This is a genomic window from Thalassotalea piscium (genome assembly GCF_030295935.1).
Taxonomy (GTDB): Bacteria; Pseudomonadota; Gammaproteobacteria; order Enterobacterales; family Alteromonadaceae; genus Thalassotalea_B; species Thalassotalea_B piscium.
The window spans coordinates 3601838-3622314 of the sequence record NZ_AP027362.1 but is presented as its reverse complement, the minus strand read 5'-3'; the positions used below and the strand labels follow the sequence as shown (position 1 = coordinate 3622314).

Genomic DNA, 20477 nt, shown 5'->3' with positions numbered 1-20477 from the left:
TAATCTAATAATTTAACTAAGTTATTTTAAAATTTGGATTGTTTTTCTATGTCAAACCAATAGATTTTTTTTAAGTTGTTGTATTTTAATTCTTTTTGTATTTAATGCTTTTTAGATATAAAAAATAATTGCAGATATGAAATTATTGTGTAAGTCTATAGTAGCTTTATATACAAAATGTTATTTTAGATTTAAAAAAAATAGACCTTCCTTTAAGAGAAGGTTAACTTAATGACAATGGGGAGATAACAATGAATTATTCAACAGGCTCAAACAGTTTTGTGAAAAGTAAAACTGCCAAGTTAGTTAATATGGCGATAAAAGGAATGGCAGTTACTGCGTTAAGTATGCCATTTACATTTAATGCTTTTGCAGAAGAAGAAAAAGTTGATAAAGAAATTGAACTGATAACTGTTACAGGGATTAGAGGTAGTTTAGCAAAGGCGACTGAAGTTAAACGTTCTTTAGATGTAGTAGCCGATGTTATATCAGCCGAAGACATAGGTAAATTTCCAGATCAAAATTTAGCAGAATCTTTACAGCGCATCAGCGGTGTACAAATATCAAGAAACCGTGGTGAAGGTGATGATGTTAGTATTCGAGGCTTAAGCCCTAGTTTTAGCCGAATTCAATTTAACGGTAGAACCTTACCTTCAGCAACAGGTGGTCGCAGTTTTGACTTCACCATTTTACCTTCTGACTTTGTTAGTGCACTAGAAGTGTATAAAACTCCTTCAGCAGACATGGAAGAAGGAGCATTATCAGGTACTGTAAATGTAAAAACTCCTCGTCCTCTTGATTTAGGAAAGAGCTCACTTATTACTAGTATCAAGGGTATTTATGAAGAAAATTCTGGTAAAACAACACCCGATTTATCTGTGCTTTACACTAATGTAAACGATGATAACAGTTTTGGTATTACCTTAGGTGCTCACTATGATAAACGTATATTAGAATCACATTTTTATGAAGCCTTCGGTTTAGAGCCAGCAAATGAATCAGGTAAAGGGTTAGATTTCGATTTAAATGGTACAATTGATGACTCTCGATACCAATTTGATCACGCGACTAACTATGCCCTAGCAAAAGAAGAACGTGAAAGAACCACTTTTCTTGCAACAGCACAATGGCGCCCGTCTGATAAAATTGATATTTGGTTAGAAGGAATGTATTCAGAATTCGATATTGTAGGCGCTAAGGCTTTAAACTCATTTCGTTGGACAAACGTTGTAGCTGGAGGCTCAGTTTATGCTAGCCAAATTTCTGGTGATTTGATTGAAAGTTTAGGTGTAATTGGCGTTGATAACCGAAACAATGCAAGAACAGCAGATTCAAATGATACATTAACCTCGGTTGCTTTAGGCACAAATTACCAACTTAATGAAGATTGGTTAATTACTGCTGAAATAGCGTATGCAAAATCAGAGAATGTTAGTTCAGCACTTTCTCACGAGGTAATTGGGCGTGCTAATGCTCAATATGACTTCAGTAATGATTACGCCGGTATACCTTCATTAACTTATGCCGCCGGTTACGACCCATTAGACGGGAATAGTTTCCGTTCTCTAGGTTTTAATGGTGCACTTGATCAACCGATTGAAGATGAAAACATAGATATTAGAATAGATGTAGATCACTTTATTGAATGGAATATTGGTAATGATTTTTCATTTGTTAGTCTAGAATTTGGAGCAAAATATAGCTCTCGTTCAAAATACAATGGCTTTCGCAACATTGGTGTGAGTTCGCAAACTCTTGCAGGTATGTTAGGCGAAACTTATGATCCTAACATTGAAGGCGGTAGCTTTAATGCGGCTAGCTATATGTCTGTGTATAGTCCAAGCAGCTTCTTTGATGGTTATGATGGCTCAGCTACTTACCCGACAGAATGGCTTTCTGCTAATGTAGACACATTATTATCACATGTTTCTTTAGATGAATTAATTGCAGCAGGAACAATTACTGAAGGCGGCGCGAGTGTTATAGATGTTCAAGAAGATGTATTTTCTGGTTACGCAAAATTAAGTTTTAGCGGTGATGAAGACAAATTAAATGGTAACTTCGGTATTCGTGTAGTGTCAACCGACCAAGAATCAAGCGGTAATATTCCAGACTTTTCAACAGTTAAGTTTGATCAAGGTGGTGCACAAACTTTCGTAGACACGTCTGAAAGCTCTATGACACGTTCATACACAGAGGTATTACCTAGTTTCAATTTAAGTTATGACGTGAGCGATGATGTCGTTGTTCGATTTGGTGCCGCTAGGGTAATGTCTCGTCCAGATTTGGCCGTGTTATCGCCTGCAACAACCATTGATGTTAATGTTAAAACGATAAATTCAAGTAACCCTAATGTTGATCCTTACTTAGCAGATCAAATTGACTTGTCTTTTGAATGGTACTTTGAAGAAGCTGGTATGCTCTCAGTATCTCCATTTGTCAAGTTTATTGACTCATTTGTCGTGTCTTCAACTCAACCAGAACAAGTTACTTATACTGATTTAGGTGGAAATAACTCAGTAACTGATACATTTACTCGATTCTTACCAGATAACGGTAAAGGCTCTGATATGTATGGTTACGAAGTTAATTGGCAGCAACCATTAGACTTTGTTATTGAAGGTTTAGGCTTTTCGGCTAACTTTACTGTGGTACATGCGGATGAAATTCAAACCGCTGAAAATGGTCCATTACTGACTTTAGATGGTTTATCTGAAACCAGTTATAACATGGTTGCTTACTATGAGAATGAAACCTTTGGCGCACGTTTAGCGTATAACTACCGTGATAAATTTGTAAACAATGGAACTAACTACTTTGGTGATGGTTCATTTACCAATGATTATAAACAGTTAGATTTTTCCGCTAGTTATAATGTCACAGAAAACGTTTCTGTTATCTTAGAGGCGCTTAATATAACCAATGAAGTTCAAGTGCAAACTAACTCTTTAAATGTAAATAGAGGTTTAGAAGATGTAGGTAGCCGTTTCACTTTAGGTGTTAGAGCAGCATTTTAAGGTAGCTAGAGTACTTTAAAAACTTAGCTCAGGAGATAGTAATGGATGCTATCTCCTTTTTCACTTCTCAATTTAATAAACATAATAACTTTTCTAGGTGTAGCCGATGCGTATTTTTTTATTTTTGATCAGCTTCTTTTTAATTTCTTGTTCACCAGTACATAATAATGTTCAAGAAAAGGCAACGTCTGTTGCTGACAATTCAGAATTTTTAATGGCTTACCCTGATGGCCAAATACCACAAAATGGTCTTAGCTTAACCGATGCTCTGCAAAAAGCTAAAGCATTATTATCGTCAAACAAAAGTGTTAAATTAACGCTTACCTCCGGCACTTATTATTTAACAAAACCCATTATGCTGGGTCCTGAGTTTTCAGGAACAAAAGAACAGCCTTTTATCATTAGCGCAGAAGAAAAAGGCAAAGTAACGTTAAGCGCTGCTAAATTATTAGATTTAAACTGGCAACCTCATAACCAGTTAATGAAAGCACAGCTTACAGTAGAAAATATAGATCAACTATATATCAATGGTAAAAAGCAAATCCGTGCACGATATCCCAATTTTGACGCTTCAGTACAAGTTTTCAATGGCTATGCAGCTGACGCTATTTCACTAGAGCGTATCGCAACATGGAAAAACCCTGTTGGTGGTTTTGTGCATGCGCTACATGAAGGTCGTTGGGGCGGAATGCATTACCAAATTGAGGGCGTTGATGAAAAAGGTGAACTCAAACTAAACGGTGGCTTTCAAAATAATCGCTATTCTCCATTACATAAAAAATACCGCTATGTAGAAAATATTTTTGAAGAGTTAGATGCGCCTGGAGAATGGTACTTTGATAAAGATACATTAACGTTATATTTTTATCCGCCTCAAGGTATGGATTTAGCAAATAGCCAAATTGAAATATCTCAACTTGATCAAATAATTGTACTTCAAGGTGATTCAACAAATCCGGTAAAACATATCAATATTCAAGGAATAACCTTCACTCAAACCAAGCAAACGTTTATGAAAACTAACGAGCCACTTTTACGTAGTGATTGGGCTATATATCGTGGTGGCGCTATTTTAATGGACGGTACTGAAAACATTAGTGTAACCAATAATACTTTTTATAACTTAGGTGGCAATGCGATATTTGTCAGTAATTATAATCGCCATGCCAATATTGCTAGTAATGAAATATTTGATATTGGCGCGAGTGCTATTAGCTTTGTTGGTAGTGCAACAGCGGTAAGATCACCGAGTTTTGAATACCATGAATTTGTAGAGATTGCTGATATGGATATGGAACTAGGTCCTAAAAATGAAAACTACCCTTCAAAATCAATTGCTACCGATAATTTAATTTTCGATATTGGACAAGTCGAAAAACAAGTTGCGGGTGTGCAGTTATCCATGTCATCAGATATCACCGTTAGCCATAACTCTATTTATCGCGTACCTCGTGCAGGTATTAACGTTAGTGAAGGCACATGGGGCGGTCACATACTTGAATATAATGATGTTTTTGAAACCGTGTTAGAAACAGGCGATCACGGTGCATTTAACTCATGGGGTAGAGACAGGTTTTGGCATCCTACGCGTCCTGAAATGGATAAATTGGCGAAAACCCATCCTGACTTATATAAAGCCGATGTTCTTAGCCCAATTATTATAAGAAATAATCGTTTTCAGTGTGATCATGGCTGGGACATTGACTTAGATGATGGCTCATCAAACTATAAAATTTATAATAATGTTGCCTTAAGTGGTGGTTTAAAACTCAGAGAAGGTTTCAACCGTACCGTTGAAAATAACATCATCTTAAATAACTCATTCCATCCACATGTATGGTTTGAAAATAGCGATGACACCTTCCGTCACAACATTATATTGGCAAGCCATAAACCTATCCTCAACAATTTTTGGGGTAATGAAATTGATAAAAACTTTTTCACCACTGAGCAAGCATTATTAAAAGCACAAAAGTTAGGATTAGACTCAAATTCTAAATTTGGCGACCCATTATTTATCGCGCCTGAAAACGGCAATTATCAAGTCAGCGAAGAATCACTTGCTCTTACTGTAGGTTTTAAAAACTTTCCTATGGATCAATTTGGCGTGAAAAGTGAACACTTAAAACGTAAGGCTGAGAAGCCTGAATTCCCTAATTTATACCTCAACAATAATGATGCAGCTAACTCAAACGAAATGGATTTGTTTGGCGCTACCTTTAAATCTGTTACCACACTAGGTGAGCAATCAGCCTTAGGGATCCCAGAAATTGCAGGGGCGTTAATTATAAATATTGTACCTAACGGAAAAGCTGCGTTAGGCGGATTAAAGAAAGGCGATGTGATCCTGCGCGTTATTGATAGTGAATTTGGTGGTGCAGATAAAATAATAGCCATTAGTGATTTATTAACCTCATACCGCTCTAGAAAATGGCGTGGACATTTAGAAGTGGTCATTATGAGAAATCAGAAAGAGCAACATTTAGAGATTAATTTACTTGATTAAGTCTCTAAATTTACAAAAGGTAAAAATGATGTTTAATAAAATTTTAGTAAAATTGGCTGGATATTTAATACTTTTTTTATTTAGTATTTCAACGGCATATTCTAAAAATGAAAAACCCAATGTGTTATTTATTTTAACTGACGATCAAAGTTTTGATGCGTTAGGTAGTGCAAATAACCCACACATAAAGACACCTAACTTAGATAAGTTAGCCGCACAAGGATTAACATTATCTCATGTTTACAACCAAGGATCATGGTCGCCAGCCGTATGCGCTCCTAGCAGAGCCATGATTAATACCGGTCGAAATTTATTTGAAACTGGTATGCAAAATAAAGACGTGCCTATGGATGCAAGGCCTGATTATCCACTTTGGGGGGAAACGTTTAGAAACGCAGGTTATGAAACATTTATGACCGGTAAGTGGCATGTTTCACGAGATGCATTATTACGTAGTTTTGATGTTGGTCAGGCAGTTCATGAAGGGGGCATGACATATGATCATTATAATGCGGTTATGCTTGATATTAACGAAGGTGGTAATGGTGTTTCCAAGACTTATTCATCTAAAAAACATACCAGTGAATTAATCGCCGATGCCGCGGTTAATTATTTACAAAAAAAACAAGATTCGCAGGATAAACCTTTTTTAATGTATGTGGCCTTTTTAGCTCCACACGATGAAAGGCAGTCACCAAGCCACTTTGTCGAAATGTATCCCGGAGAGTCCATTCCTTTACCAACTTCATTTAAACAGCAGCATCATTTAGATCAAGGTGATTTTTGGATCCGTGATGAAAAATTACTGAGTATTCCAAGAAAAGAAGATGAAATGAAAACGTTCATCGGGGAATATTATGCAATGGTTTCACACTTAGATGAACAGGTAGGGAGAATATTAGCTACCCTTGAGTCTTCTTCTTTTGCGGATAACACTATTATTATCTTTACTTCGGATCATGGTCTAGCTGTTGGTCGTCATGGACTATTAGGTAAGCAAAATCAATATGATCACAGTATACGCGCACCATTTATCATTGCGGGAAAAAACATTGATAAAGGTAAAACAATCAAAGGGAATATTTATCTGAATAGTATTTTTCCAACTACTGCTGAGTTAGCGGGTATTAAAGTACCAAGCACTGTTCAAGCAAAAAGTTTTGTCCCGTTATTAGAAGGCAAGCAAGATTCGATGAATGATACTATTTATGGTGCATATCGTCATTTTCAACGTATGGTAAGAACAGACGATTTTAAATATATTTATTATCCACTTATCAAAGAAACTCAACTTTTCAATTTGAAAAATGATCCTGAGGAATTAACCAATATTGCCACTGACGCTAAGTATGCTGAGCAGTTAAATAGGATGAAACAAAAGCTAACAACATTAATGAAACAATATAAAGATCCTGTCGATCTCAATAATCCAATGAGTTCATATAGTGACGCTGGTTTTAATACCGATGCTTGGTCACTGCAATATACGGAATATCATTAGCTTTTAATTTCAAGAACACTTTCATATTAGTTGTATTTTAGTTGCAGATAGGGCTTAAAAAAACTTACAAAACTTATTTGCTTTAATAATTTTCTATTTACATTGCAGGAAAAAACATGAATAAACATCAGGACTCGGATGTATTAAACGACGATAAAACTAGGCACTCGCTTCTAGCACCAGGGATGTTAATTCCATTTTTAATGATTACTGCTTTATTTCCACTTTGGGGGTTTGCAAACGATGTTACCAACCCTTTAGTTAAAGCGTTTAAAGACATATTTTTAATTTCAAATGCACAAAGCAGTATGGTGCAATTTGCCTTTTATTTAGGTTATGGGATCATGGCTATTCCTGCCGCGATTTTCATCCGTAACTACTCTTATAAAGCCGGTATTTTATTAGGATTAGCACTATATGCAGCTGGTGCAATGTTATTCATTCCTGCTAGCTTGTATATGGAGTTTAATTTTTTCCTCGCCGCACTTTGTATTCTAACATGTGGGCTTGCTTTACTAGAAACAACTGCAAACCCATATATCTTGTCTATGGGACATCCATCAACCGCAACAAAGCGGTTAAATCTAGCTCAAGCTTTTAATCCAATAGGTTCATTAACTGGTATGTTCGTCGCTTCAACATTAATTTTGAATAAGCTACAAGTAGAAGAGTTTAGAGCTGCGGAGAAGTTAGCTCATCCAGAGTATAATGATTTATTACCTTCTGTTGTTGACGGTAAGTTAACCCAAGCCATTCAAGAGTTTTCAGTAAACGAACCAATAAAACATCAAGCAATGCAAGCGGCTGATTTGGTGACAGTTAGAGGCCCATATATAGCAATTGCTACAATTGTTACGGTTCTATTTTTTGTATTTTTATTTTATAAGTTACCTAAAACCATGAGCAATAATAAGCCACTTACGTTAGCTGAATTAAAGGTAACGTTTATGAGGTTAATTAAAAACAAGCTTTATATAGAAGGGGTGGTAGCTCAAGCATTTTATGTTGGTGCACAAATCATGTGTTGGACCTTTATCATTCATTATGGAATGACAGTCGTTGGTTTAACGTCTTCACAAGCACAAAATTATAATATAATTGCGATGAGTGTTTTTTTAGTGAGTCGTTTCATTTGCACTTTTTTACTTAGTTATATTAAACCCGGTCACTTATTAATGTTACTAGCAACTTGTGGAGGAGGATTGATTTTAGGAACTATTTTCCTAACTGGATTCTATGGATTGTATTGCTTAATTGGTGTTTCTGCGTGTATGTCTCTAATGTTTCCCACGATATATGGTATTGCCTTAAAAGATATGGGAGACGATGCTAGTTTAGCTTCGGCAGGTTTAGTGATGGCGATTGTTGGTGGTGCGTTAATGCCGCCTTTACAAGCGTCTTTGATTGATGATAATCCTTTAATTGCTTCCATTCCTTCAGTACAAACCTCTTTCTTGATGCCGTTAATATGTTTTGTTGTAATCGCTATATTTGGCTATCGTTCTCATTATGTTCATAAAAGTTAAGGTTTAGATTATGAATAGGCAGTATTGTTTAACGCTAGAATTACATGATGACGATGAGTTAATTAAGTTATATGAAACATATCATAAGGCAGGTAATGTTTGGCCAGAAGTGATTACTAGTATTGAGGAATCGGGCATAGAAAATATGTCTATTTTTCGAATGAATGCACAATTAATTATGGTTATAGAAGTTAATGAAACTTTTAGTTTTGAGGATAAAGCTAAAAGTGATTTAAACAATACCAAAGTACAAGAGTGGGAACGTTTGATGGAAACCTTTCAGAAAACTGATAATGTAGATACGAAAAAAAGTAAATGGCAGTTAATGGATAAAATTTTCTCTTTAACTGAACATAAAAACCAATAACATTTTGTATTTGGTATAATACAAAAAATGTAAATATTTAATTTTATTATTGAGAATTCAAATGACTGAAAAAAGCAAAGCTAAGGAGTCTGGCTCTCGCAAAAAGCACTATACAGCACCAGCCCTTGAAAAAGGATTAGATTTACTTGAATTACTTTCTAATGAAGTGAATGGCCTAAACATTGGGGAAATAACACGTAGGCTTGATAAGTCTGTTGGAGAATTATTTAGAATGTTAGCTGTACTCGAGCAAAGAGGATATATAGAACTTCCTGCTGGCAGTGATAAATATAGACTAACGATAAAAATGTTTAGCTTGTCTAATCGTTTTCCGCCAATAAAAAGATTAACTTCGCTTGCCAATCCAATAATGCAAAGTCTTTCTTATACCATTGAACAATCATGCCACTTAGTTATTTATTATGAAGGAAAGGGGCATGTTGTGGTTCAACAAGACTCACCATCTACCCGTATTTTTAGTGTTCGATTAGGCGCTGAAGCCCCGTTGATGAACACTTGCTCAGGCCATTTATTACTTGCTTTTTCAAATAAAGAAAAACGAGAAATGATGTTAAATCGTATTCCTGAAAATCACCCTAGGCCAAATAAGCGAGGGTTAAATGCTATTCTTAAGCAAGTGGTAGAACAAGGGTTTGAGAATATCACTAGTGCGCAAGCTCAAGGTGTTCAAGATATTGGTTATCCTGTTTTCGATGATACAGGTCAAATTGTGGCAGCGTTGGTTGTTCCGTTTATTGGCTTTCTTGATGGCTCTCGTTCTGTAGATACTGATTTAGCACATGTGAAAATTAAATTAGCCGCTGAAGAAATGTCTAGATTATTAGGATATGAAAGCGAATCAATCTAATTAAGGTTGCCTAAAGTAGTGTATTTGTTAAGAGAAGTTTTATTGTTATATTAAGGCTTTTCTTTTCCTTTAATATATTCGGTATATTCTATAACAAAATGGTTGTCGTTTAGTATTTACGTAAGATTAACTATGAAGAATATTTAGTAAATACTCGTCAATCACCTCATGGTTTTCTATTTAAATTCGTCTGTTTAATTAGGTTTATATTAATAATATTTCAAGTGTTTTTTGTATAATTTACCAATTGAACGTTATAAAAGGAGGCATTAAGCCTCCTTTTATAATGATATTATGGTGTAATTTCGAATCTATCTATTACGCAATAGTAATTAGTAGAATTACTGTTTTTAGTTCCATCCACAACAACCTCAATAGTATGAGAGCCTGACGTTAGGTCTTGCTTACTAAAAACCTCTGCTCTATCTATCCAAGTTGAAGAATATAAATCAACAGTATCTATTAAGTTACCGTCTATTTTAACTTGGCATTTTCCACCACCCGTATTCTTCCTAGAAATAATTTTGACGCCTGTACCATTAAAAGTATAAGAAGCTTGAGTATTGCTAACCTTTGAATAAGACACAACGTTTAAATGAGCTTCATCTTTCTCATGAAACGCCCAATCGGGATCATAGTTGATGTCATGGTGTATTGAATCTATGACATAACCTTGTGGTACAGTTTCATTATATTGAATGTAGTCAACGTGCACCCATGAATTACTCGCTGCGGGATTAGCTTCAGCGCTACTCTTAGTTCTTACTCTTACATCCTGAAAGCCAGGAACAAGGATTGGACTTGAATAAACAAGTACCTGGTGTTGTTTGGTTGAGCTGTATGTATCAACTGTTCCTACAACCTCGCCGTTAATCCATACATCAAATACTCCGCCACCTGGGCCCAATTGACTGAAAATTTGGAAACGATCACCAGTAAACTCAAAGTCAGCACTTCTTTTATCAATATTTGTATAGTGAATAGTATTTCCATACGACTCATTGCGTGCTTGATTACTCCAGCCTGAGCCATAATCAAATTCAGCTCCGTCAGCTTTGTTAGTGAGTTCTGGAGTATAAAAAACGTGATCCAGAGTACAAGTACCTCCGCCTACATTCGTAAACTCTAGAGTATGTTCTCCAGATTGTAGTGGGCCACTATCAAAAAACTTGACCTGATTCTCATCGTTACTTGAATATTGACTGATTGTTTCAACTGTTGAACCATCTATAGAGATACTACAGTTGCCACCAGTACTTTGCTTTTTACCCCATAACTCGATACGAGAGCCTGTATATGTGATGGTAGCAGTATCGCCATTTTGTGAGCTTTCAGCCAAATAGCGGTCTGAGGCGCCAAGATCTTCTTGTGTTGTACTAAAACCTGAATAAACAAGCATATCGTCGTCTTCCGACACAAAAGCTTTACCATGTTTCATGGCTTGGCCTATCATCACCCACTGATTAACCACTCTTTCGTCAATATCACCATCTAGATAAGGAGCAACATTCCAACTGCTCACCGCACCGACTGATCTAAGACCATACATATATTCTAGCAGCACAGGCATTTTATATCTTGCGTTCTGCCAAGAGCCACCAACTTCAGAATCAGGCTCTTGTACAGCCCAACCTCTTTGCATTTGATCAAGACGATAATTTAACAAGCCATTTGAATCAAACTTAGATGCGGGCTTTAAATAGTTAAGATCTTTATTCTTCAGGTGACCAGCGGTAAAATTAGTAATGTGGCTAACATCACCGTCATTTGCGAAAGGGATTTGTCTATTTTCATTCTGCCCCCCCACGTTGTAGGCAATGAGTGCACCTGCGTTACCAGAGCGCAAATACCCAGCGAATTCACTTGGATCAATCTTACGTGAATGGCTACTTTTAGCCATATTATCAATCCACCATGCAGATACCTTGTCGCCATAATGGTCTGAAGTCATCTCTACAGTTTCATACATATTTTGCAGCCAGTCTCCATCTGGAAATCCAATCTGATCTTGAAAGGCTTGCTCTTCGGTATCTGGTAGTGGGTTAAAATAAAAACCGAGTTTGATGCCCCTAGCGTTTAAAGCTTCATATATATCATTCATTAAATCTCTGTCAGCAGATCTGCCAGCATAAAGATTTTTCATATTCGCTGAAGCAGTGCTAGGCACCGGAAATGGAAGATTGTAGTCATGATGGGTGATAGTAAAAAACAAGAGATTTACGCCACCAGCTTCAAGCATGTCGGCCAACGGCTCTACTGGAAAATTTTGAATGCGTTCATTCCATGGAATGAATACGGGTAAATCTGAGTTTTCATTAAAGTGTAAAAACGTAGTAATACCACCTTTTGACATCTCCTCAACTGCATCACTCTGACTTGCATTAGCAAAACCAGCTCCTGCAATTGTAGTGGTTAACAAAAACGATGTTAGTCTAAATTTACGCTGTAGCGTGTTTATATACTTATTCACTTTTTATACCTCTGTTTTATTTTGGTTTGTTATTTTCATTGAGTAATTGAAATAGTTGTTAGTTATTCGCACGACGCTGTTTAATTTTTAAACAATGCTACATGTTGTAATTTATATATGCAAATAATTTTTATATTTGAAATTTCGGATTTAGAGTGAATTCACTTAACCCCAATCATTCGTCAACTTATACAAGTGATATCCAGCGAATCAATTCATACTCTTTATGCTGTAGTCAGTTGGTTTTGACCGACGTTCACATTTAGATGGCAATATTTGATTGAAAGTGGCATAGGCAGAACTGATCATGGAACCAGCACTGCATTGTTTCTGTAGGAGGGTGGTTAACGGGGTTAAAAAGGAGTTAGGTTTATACCTCTTACAAAAGTAAAAAAATAGAGCTGATCATAAGTGGTTTATGAGGTTATGATTGAGCTATAATTTATCTAAGGCTTTCTATCTCGTTATGGGGGCGAAACCGCCATAGAGTATTTAGTCTAAATACCACGGGTTTTAGTTTAACAACTAGATGGCGATTTTTAATTTTTTATGTTTCCGTACCTTCAGAAATTGATAGGGCATCTTCAATTTCAACACCAAGGTATTCAATTGTACTTTGTAGTTTTGAATGGCCAAGGAGTAGCTGTATAGCTCGCAGGTTTTTTGTTTTGGCGTATATTAGTGATGCCTTAGTACGCCTAAGAGAATGTGTACCATATTGAGTTATGTCTAAGCCTAGTTTCGATACCCAATTCTTAACTATATTGGCATAGTAGTGATAGCAAATATGGTGGTCAGGCTTCCTTGGGCTAGGAAATAAAAAATCAGACGAAGATAGTTCATTTATACAAATCCATTGACTCAAACACTGTTGTGTCTTTGGTGTTATTTCAAATTGAACTTCTTTGTGAGTCTTTTGTTGTTCTATCATTGCACGAGATTGAACAAGGGATGATGATGATATATCGCGTACTCTTAAGCTTATTAAATCACAAGATCTAAGCTTACTATCTATGGCTAAATTAAATAAAGCTAGCTGCTCAAGTTTATTTTCGATTTCTAACCGTATTCGAATGCGCCAAATTTCTTCGAGTTTAAATGCTTTCTTTTGACCTACACGTTTACCTTTATTCCAAGCTGACATGTTTAATTCTCCATTTTAACTGTTGACTTGAAAGTTAAGACTAATAGAAAGCTTTATGAATACCGAGGTGAGAAATCAAATATGAAAGCTATATGAGTAATATTTTTGTTTAGTCGAAATGGTGTAACTATTAGTGGGTAAATTTTTAATAAGTAAGCTATAAATTAAGATATTGTAATTTTTATGGTTAACGATGTTTCTTTTTACTCCAAAATCTAAAGCTTATGACGATGAGGCATTAGAAAGCTATTTGATACGAATTGTAAATGAAAATTTTTTTGATTCTTATCAACAACTAAGTCGAGCTATTAAAGATGAGTTGAGAGAGCTTGATTTTGAAGCTTACGGTGCTTTTCCTTTAGATTTAAAGTTATTAAATATATATCATGCTAAGCAAGATAGTCATTTCCGAATGAGAGCTTTTGAATTACTTGAATCTTTACTAAACCTTCCAAAATTTGAATTGCAAAAACTCGCTATTTTTAGATCATATAAAAAAATAAACTCACAATCTACCGTAAATTGGAAGGGCATTGATTTTCCTCTTAGCTTTGTTCGATATGAGGGCGCTTCTCCATACAGTATTCCCATATGCCCTGAATGCTTGAGAGATGAACCCTATATTAGACAGGTATGGCACTTCAAGCATTATCAGGCATGCGATAAACACAATCATAATTTAGTTGAAAAATGCCCTTCATGTAATTTATGTATTAATTATATTGCAAATGAATCAATTACCCATTGTTCTTGTGGCTTTGAATTAACTAATACAAAACCTTTTAAAGCACCGGAATTCAAAGCTTTACTCTCATCATCAATGAGGGGTAAAACACTTGATTCAAGTAATCCAATTTTAAATGATACTCCTTTGTATCAAAAGCTATCAGCAATAGCTTGGTTTCAAAAAAGATACTTTGAATTAGACTCTTTTGATAACGAATCGATTATTAATTATTTTGAAAAATGGCCGAAAAACTTTTATCAAGAACTTGATGAAATAGCGAAAGACGCAGAACTTAAATTAATTGATACATTCAATAAAACTTCGTTTACTTTTATATTTGGTAACTTAATTTTCTCATCAAATTTATTGTCTGAGGGTAGAAGTAGAGGACATTTTGTTTGGACTACTGTTGAGAATTATTTGCTAGATTTAGTAAGTAAAAACCCTAAATCACAAAAAACTAATATTGCTGATTCATTGATTAACATTGCTGAAGCTTCAGCTATTTTATCGACCTCTTATGAACAAGTGTACAGACTATATGAAAGTGGAACATTAAAAGCGGCATTTAGACCAAAAATAAAACAAAAACTAACAACTAACGAAGGTGTTTTCTTTTTAAGGCAAGTTGTTGAGCTTAAAAAAAGCTTTGGGGATCATTATTCGGGAGTGTATTTATCTAAATGGTAAATTATAAAACGCTTAAAGAACTATTAATTATTGATGATTTAAAAGAAAAAAATAATCAGTTAAGAAAAGCTTTTAGTGCCTACACCTCTTTGATTGATATAACAGGGCTTGAAAAGGCTGCATTGATTATTTTACTTAATTTAACTCACCGAAAAGCGTTAGTTGAAGATTTATGTAACGAAAAATTAGCTAAACGTACTTTGCTGGATGAAGCACATTTTGATAAATGTGTTAATGAAATAGAGTGGCTACATAGTCATAACTTAAAATATCCTGATATAAAGGTGAGCAAACAGCGATTACTGGTTCCACATCCATCTATTATCTCTGGGGTTATAAGTGGTGCTAATTGTCAGCGTACGTTAGGTTGGTCACATAATAGTACGACTATTAATTGTGCAAAATTATTTTGTTGCCACTTTTATTGGCAAGGCAAAATTGTTTGTTTAACCGACTTACTGTTAAGTAATAATGATGTGTTTAAAAAGGTATTTAAAACATTAGGATTTATAGCAGAGGATTATAATCGGCTTTGTCAAAGAGTTAAAAAACTCCTGCCAGAGTCAGATATTCCTGTTACTGTCGATCGGTTTTCTAAGCAAGTTCAGTTTCCTTTTCGCGATAAATATATATCGCTAACGCCTGTTGTTAGTCACTCCCTTCAAGCAGAAATTCAAATTAAATCCAGAGATAGAAAAGGTAGATACGCTAAACTTGAACATGTTCGTCCAAGCTCTATGGGGGAACTTGTTGCTTCTCTTGGTGGAAATATATCGTTGCTCAGTTATCCGCCTAACATTACCCCTGCTTCAGGAGATTACACTGAAAAAATGTTGTGGCTATTAGAGCGAGGTAAGGATGTATTTAATAATAAAATATTATCGTCTGATAATTTTATTCATGCATTAAAACTATTAATTTTCAGTCCATTAAAGTTAACACATAGGCAACGTAAAGAAAGTGTACTTACTTCTTTTAAAGTTATTCGAGCAGGTTTATTTCAATGGTTACAGCCTATTATTGATTGGCGTTTTGAGCTACAAGATAACAATCGTGTTTTGGATTTATCACAATACAAACACGGAGAATTAATTTTTAGATTATTAACTGTTGATCAAGTTAATAATAGTATAACTGCTTCTTTATTTGAATATCTTAATAATAATTTACCTGAAAGGTATGCATACCATCAAGCCATAGTTTTACGCTTGAGGCGTCTTTTAACTAGTACTTTAAATCGTATAGTAAAGTCAGAAAGTATTGAAGAGCCAGTTAATGTTGATGGAGGTAACAAACGATTTTTGTACCTCAGAAATATTCAGGTGTTTGATGCTCAAGCACAAGCAAATCCTTATTGTATAGGAGTGCCTTCATTAACGGCTGTTTGGGGAATGCTTCATAATTATCAACGACGGTTAAGTGAGCGTTTAGGCGTGACAATATGTTTTTCATCCTTTTCATTGTTTATAAGAAATTACTCGTTAGTTAAAGGGAATGAGCTACCTGCGTTTTCAATGAATGGACCTAATCAAAAAGTATTCAAAAGATCGGGCGTGACAGCAAATCGATTTTGTGATTTAACTTTTGACATTGTCGTAAGATTGGATGGCGATGAAGACAGCATTGAAAAGTTAGAGCAAAACAACCAAGTGTTGAAGGCATGTTTCCCTTCTCGATTTGCTGGTGGGGCTATGATCCCTGACTGGCAAAAGATCAATTCTACTTGGTGCCAGTTATACCAAAATGAAACTCAGCTGTTTTCAGTATTAAAGCGGCTGCCTAGCTTCGGTCAGTGGTTGGTGCCACATACAGCAAAATTACAGAGTTTAAATGATTTAACTAGTTTATTAATTGATAACACCAATTTGTCTCCTGTGATGCAGGGCTTCAGCTTTTTAGGTAAGCCAATAAATAGGTCGGGGGCTTTAGATTCATTGCACTGTTTTGCTGAACCCGTGATTGGAGTTGCGCAATACATGAGTGCTTATAAAGTAAGATATAACGGAATGAAACATTTTTTTAATAAGGCTTTTTGGTCGTATGAAGTTCAAGAGGCATATATATTGATTAAAAAGGCGAAGGCAAGTTATGGAATTGTGTAATTCTCTAAAATACAACCGTTCACTTTACCCTGGTAAAGCAGTCTTTTTTTATAAAGATTCCACTAGTGATTTTATTCCTTTAGAAGCCGAAATTGCTTATATCAGGGGTAAAAAGTCAAGTTTTGCAGAAGGGTTTAATGCTGATTCATCTCCTAAAAACTCTGCTCCTCAAGATTTGTCATTTTCTAACCCTTTAGCCATTGAAGAATGTTATGTACCTCCTAATGTTGAAGCCATATATTGTCGATTTTCATTGAGGGTGGAAGCTAATTCACTAAAACCTGCAGTTTGTAATAATAACGAGGTTTTTGATCTTCTACAGGATCTTGCCGCAGCATTTAAGGAAATAAATGGTTATAAAGAGTTAGCGTTGCGATACGTTAAAAACCTATTAATAGGAACTTGGCTTTGGCGTAATCAAAATAGTGGGAACACTGAAATTATTATAAAAACGAGTTTAAACAATGTTTACAAAATAGAGAATACTCGTTTTTTAACTTGGGATAGTCAGTGGCCAGCAATTGATAAAAAAGTACTAGAAGAGCTATCTGTAGAGCTTGAAGAAGCATTAAGTAATCCAAATGTTTTCTGGGTGGCAGATATTACAGCTAAAATTCAAACCAATTTTTGTCAGGAGATATTTCCTAGCCAACCTCTTTTAGATGCCGGAGAAAAGGGACTATTAAAAAAACAGCTCTCTAAAGTGAAATGTGCTGATGGTAAAAGTGCGGTTGTCTTTCATCGAGTAAAAGTAGGGGCTGCAATACAGTTGATCGATGATTGGTGGTCAGAAGAAAGCGCTAAATGCTTACGTGTTCATGAGTATGGAGCTGATCAGGATTATTGGGTGGCATTAAGACCACCCGCGTCAAAAATAGACTTTTATTCGTTATTAAAAAGGGCACCTGAATTTTTGAAAGAGTTAGAGCAGGCTAAAGGTCAGAATGATTTACAGATAATGCATCAAATATATTATCTATTTGCTATTTTTATAAAGGGTGGACTTTTCCCAAAAAAAGGAGGTAAATAATATGACCCGTTTTTATTTTACAGTTCGTTTTTTACCTGAAAGCGCAAATGTTAACTTATTGGTCGGAAGGTGCCTTTTTATTATGCATGGCTATATTACTAAGCATATTATTCAGGGAATGGGTGTAAGCCTACCTGAATGGCAACAAGAGTCTGTAGGGGCTGTTGTTGCATTTGTTCACTCAGATAACAGAGTACTTAATGAACTCAAGCAACAAAACTACTTTAAAGATATGCAAGACTGCGGTTTTTTTGCTGTTAGCGAAGTTACTCAAGTTCCGGTTGATTGTCCTGAAGTTAGGTTTAAACGAAACCAGACAATAAAGAAAATTTTCACGTCAGAAAAAAAGAGGCGATTAAAAAGACTTGAGAAAAGAGCGAAAGATCAAGGTAAAGAGTTTAACCCTGAGAAATTCAGTTCAGTAAGAGAGTTTGATTTCTTTCATCGAATATCTGTTGCTAGTGTCAGTAAAAGTGCTGATGTTGAACTTTATATTCAAAAGCAAATAGATATAGATCGTATTGAAACTGGGTATAACAGCTATGGTTTAGCAACAAATGAAAAACACTCTGGTACAGTCCCTGACTTATCAAAGAGTTTTGATTCCTTTTAACTTTAAATTATTCAGTCTAAATTAAATTATTGAATTTGTATGCTTTTCAAAGTTGTTAAATAAAATAGGTCTTTTTAATGCTTTGTGTGTAATTTACTGATTTTAAAAAGAAGGTTAAGCTAAAGTTATTGTGTAATGCCGCATAGGCAGCTGATGATATTCAATTCCATTGGAGTCGAGAAGGCGAAGAGTATAATGCCGAACAGGCAGTTGAGAATTATATCTGGACTTTATGGCGAAAATATAAATGGTGTATTGCCGCATAGGCAGCTAAGAAAGAGGGAGGAAATCGCTATAGTCTTAAGATGAAATACTTGCCGTATAGGCAGTTGAGAATCACGATGAAAGTTATATTAAAAAAGGGATGATATATGATGCCGCATAGGCAGCTGAAAATGGCGGAAGCGTTCCATAAACATTAACTATTTATTTTATGCCGAATAGGCAGTTAAGCTAACCAAGGTGGTATGTTTTACTAAACTTTAGTTAAATGTAATTTTATTACATTTAACAGTGCTCGTTTATAATTTGAGATTTTTTGTCAAGGTATGGTTATATTTTATGTCAGCATATGGTTTCAGGTGTTAGATAAGTATTTGTTTTACCATTGTGGCTTATGTCAGTACATGGTTTTAGCGACAACAGGGTGGGCAACAAAAGCCCATTAGCTAATTATATTCTGCTAAGGCATAATTGCCCCGTTCATTCTTATAAAACAAACTTTATAGTATCAATAGGAAAGATTATGATCCACAGCATGACCGCGTTTTCGCGCGTAGAAGTAAAGGGTGATTGGGGTAACGCAGTTTGGGAAATTCGTAGCGTAAACCAACGATTTTTAGAAACCTACTTTCGCTTACCCGAACAGTTTAGAAGTATAGAACCGGTATTAAGAGAACGTTTTCGCAAGCAATTAAATCGCGGCAAAGTTGAATGCAGCTTACGCTTCAATGCCAAGGCCTCTGAAAAAAACAACCTAACATTAAACAAAGAGCTCGCCCTTCAATTAATTGAACACGCAGGCTGGATAAACGAACAAACCCTAAATAGCCAACTAAACCCTGTTGAAATAATGCGTTGGCCAGGCGTAATGGAAGCTGAAGAAACCGACATGAGCCTAATACAAACAGAAATACTGGCAGGATTTGACCAAGCGCTTACCGACTTTATAGCCGCAAGAGCAAGCGAAGGCGAAAACATGAAACAGCTTATTGAACAGCGTTTAGACGCAATAGTAGTGGAAGCTGAAAAAGTAAAAGCCTTTATGCCAGAAGTTATTCAATGGCAGCGTAACCGTATAATTGACAAGTTTACCGATGCAAAAATAGAGCTTGAATCAACCCGTGTTGAACAAGAGTTGGTACTACTGGCACAAAAAATGGACGTAGACGAAGAGCTAGACCGCCTATACAGCCACGTAAAAGAAACCAAAAGCATACTGAAAAAAGGCGGGGCACAAGGTCGCCGACTAGACTTCATGATGCAAGAGTTTAACCGCGAAGCCAACACCCTAGGCTCTAAATCAATAAACGCAGATATCACAAATTCAGCAGTAGAGTTAAAAGTACTTATTGAACAAATGCGCGAGCAGATCCAGAATATTGAATAATGTTTCAGTAAAAGTCACGACCACTCAAAGCCCTTGTCACAAGGGCTTTTTTAATTATTAAATTGAAAGTTTGTTTCAGGGGCATTCATGAAAAGTCAAAATAGTGGTGACTTATAGGTGATCGTAAATGATAACGTGGTTACCATAGAGATATAAAAGTCACCGATTTAAGAGCAGCTAATGAAAGATGCAGAAATAAAATCTCTTGTTGAGTCAGAGATGAAAAGAAACATCCGATAGACGACAACTTATACCTAAAACCATTAAAACCAGGAAAAGCTTCTTGGATATTTAGATATACATTCGG

General features: G+C 35.6%; 13 protein-coding genes. 11 read left to right on the top strand and 2 right to left on the bottom strand.

Features of this window, described 5'->3' with window-relative positions:
- The first annotated feature begins 251 nt into the window (after positions 1-251).
- The 6 genes from QUD79_RS16080 (at position 252) to QUD79_RS16055 (ending at position 9785) form a co-directional block, all read left to right on the top strand.
- Complete coding sequence (locus QUD79_RS16080; protein WP_184423697.1) at positions 252-3017, top strand: TonB-dependent receptor; 2766 nt, start codon at positions 252-254, stop codon at positions 3015-3017.
- A gap of 106 nt (positions 3018-3123) precedes the next feature.
- Complete coding sequence (locus QUD79_RS16075; protein ID WP_184423698.1) at positions 3124-5523, top strand: PDZ domain-containing protein; 2400 nt, start codon at positions 3124-3126, stop codon at positions 5521-5523.
- A 25-nt stretch (positions 5524-5548) separates the two neighbouring features.
- Positions 5549-7024: a sulfatase family protein gene (locus QUD79_RS16070; protein ID WP_184423699.1), complete on the top strand. Its 1476-nt coding sequence runs from the start codon at positions 5549-5551 to the stop codon at positions 7022-7024.
- Positions 7025-7140: 116 nt separating this feature from the next.
- Positions 7141-8550 carry an L-fucose:H+ symporter permease gene (gene fucP, locus QUD79_RS16065; protein WP_184423700.1) on the top strand — a complete coding sequence of 470 codons (1410 nt, stop codon included), beginning with the start codon at positions 7141-7143 and terminating at the stop codon, positions 8548-8550.
- A 10-nt stretch (positions 8551-8560) separates the two neighbouring features.
- The gene (locus QUD79_RS16060) at positions 8561-8917 is read left to right on the top strand and encodes an L-rhamnose mutarotase (RefSeq protein ID WP_184423701.1); all 357 of its coding nucleotides are present in this window, start codon (positions 8561-8563) and stop codon (positions 8915-8917) included.
- A 61-nt stretch (positions 8918-8978) separates the two neighbouring features.
- On the top strand, positions 8979-9785 hold the full coding sequence (locus QUD79_RS16055; RefSeq protein WP_184423702.1) for an IclR family transcriptional regulator: 807 nt from the start codon (positions 8979-8981) through the stop codon (positions 9783-9785).
- 292 nt (positions 9786-10077) lie between these two features.
- Here QUD79_RS16055 and QUD79_RS16050 read toward each other — a convergent pair whose 3' ends face one another.
- Together QUD79_RS16050 and QUD79_RS16045 are read right to left on the bottom strand one after the other, a co-directional pair.
- A complete protein-coding gene (locus tag QUD79_RS16050) occupies positions 10078-12255 on the bottom strand; it encodes an alpha-L-fucosidase (RefSeq protein ID WP_184423703.1) in 2178 nt (725 codons plus the stop codon).
- A 547-nt stretch (positions 12256-12802) separates the two neighbouring features.
- Entirely contained in the window at positions 12803-13399 is a 597-nt protein-coding gene (locus tag QUD79_RS16045; protein ID WP_184423704.1) for a tyrosine-type recombinase/integrase, read from the bottom strand.
- A 193-nt stretch (positions 13400-13592) separates the two neighbouring features.
- Between QUD79_RS16045 and QUD79_RS16040 the strand changes: the two genes are divergently transcribed.
- From QUD79_RS16040 to QUD79_RS16020, 5 genes are all read left to right on the top strand, one after another.
- The gene (locus tag QUD79_RS16040) at positions 13593-14816 is read left to right on the top strand and encodes a TniQ family protein (protein WP_184423705.1); all 1224 of its coding nucleotides are present in this window, start codon (positions 13593-13595) and stop codon (positions 14814-14816) included.
- Entirely contained in the window at positions 14810-16918 is a 2109-nt protein-coding gene (locus QUD79_RS16035) for a type I-F CRISPR-associated protein Csy2 (RefSeq protein ID WP_184423706.1), read from the top strand. Before QUD79_RS16040 ends, QUD79_RS16035 begins: the two co-directional genes overlap by 7 nt.
- Positions 16905-17948, top strand: coding sequence for a type I-F CRISPR-associated protein Csy3 (gene csy3, locus QUD79_RS16030; RefSeq protein ID WP_184423707.1), 1044 nt, complete (start codon positions 16905-16907; stop codon positions 17946-17948). The genes QUD79_RS16035 and csy3 overlap by 14 nt, the downstream gene beginning before the upstream one ends.
- A gap of 1 nt (position 17949) precedes the next feature.
- The gene (cas6f, locus tag QUD79_RS16025) at positions 17950-18561 is read left to right on the top strand and encodes a type I-F CRISPR-associated endoribonuclease Cas6/Csy4 (RefSeq protein WP_184423708.1); all 612 of its coding nucleotides are present in this window, start codon (positions 17950-17952) and stop codon (positions 18559-18561) included.
- A 745-nt stretch (positions 18562-19306) separates the two neighbouring features.
- Positions 19307-20170, top strand: a complete 864-nt coding sequence (locus QUD79_RS16020; RefSeq protein WP_184423709.1) for a YicC/YloC family endoribonuclease — start codon at positions 19307-19309, stop codon at positions 20168-20170.
- Positions 20171-20477 lie beyond the last annotated feature (307 nt).

Bases quoted from the DNA above. Each gene is read 5' to 3' on its own strand.
- QUD79_RS16075 (WP_184423698.1), top strand. From the start codon at position 3,124: ATGCGTATTTTTTTATTTTTGATCAGCTTCTTTTTAATTTCTTGTTCA.
- cas6f (WP_184423708.1), top strand. From the start codon at position 17,950: ATGACCCGTTTTTATTTTACAGTTCGTTTTTTACCTGAAAGCGCAAAT.
- QUD79_RS16020 (WP_184423709.1), top strand. From the start codon at position 19,307: ATGATCCACAGCATGACCGCGTTTTCGCGCGTAGAAGTAAAGGGTGAT.
- QUD79_RS16070 (WP_184423699.1), top strand. From the start codon at position 5,549: ATGATGTTTAATAAAATTTTAGTAAAATTGGCTGGATATTTAATACTT.
- QUD79_RS16035 (WP_184423706.1), top strand. From the start codon at position 14,810: ATGGTAAATTATAAAACGCTTAAAGAACTATTAATTATTGATGATTTA.
- fucP (WP_184423700.1), top strand. From the start codon at position 7,141: ATGAATAAACATCAGGACTCGGATGTATTAAACGACGATAAAACTAGG.
- csy3 (WP_184423707.1), top strand. From the start codon at position 16,905: ATGGAATTGTGTAATTCTCTAAAATACAACCGTTCACTTTACCCTGGT.
- QUD79_RS16080 (WP_184423697.1), top strand. From the start codon at position 252: ATGAATTATTCAACAGGCTCAAACAGTTTTGTGAAAAGTAAAACTGCC.
- QUD79_RS16040 (WP_184423705.1), top strand. From the start codon at position 13,593: ATGTTTCTTTTTACTCCAAAATCTAAAGCTTATGACGATGAGGCATTA.
- QUD79_RS16045 (WP_184423704.1), bottom strand. From the start codon at position 13,399: ATGTCAGCTTGGAATAAAGGTAAACGTGTAGGTCAAAAGAAAGCATTT.
- QUD79_RS16060 (WP_184423701.1), top strand. From the start codon at position 8,561: ATGAATAGGCAGTATTGTTTAACGCTAGAATTACATGATGACGATGAG.
- QUD79_RS16055 (WP_184423702.1), top strand. From the start codon at position 8,979: ATGACTGAAAAAAGCAAAGCTAAGGAGTCTGGCTCTCGCAAAAAGCAC.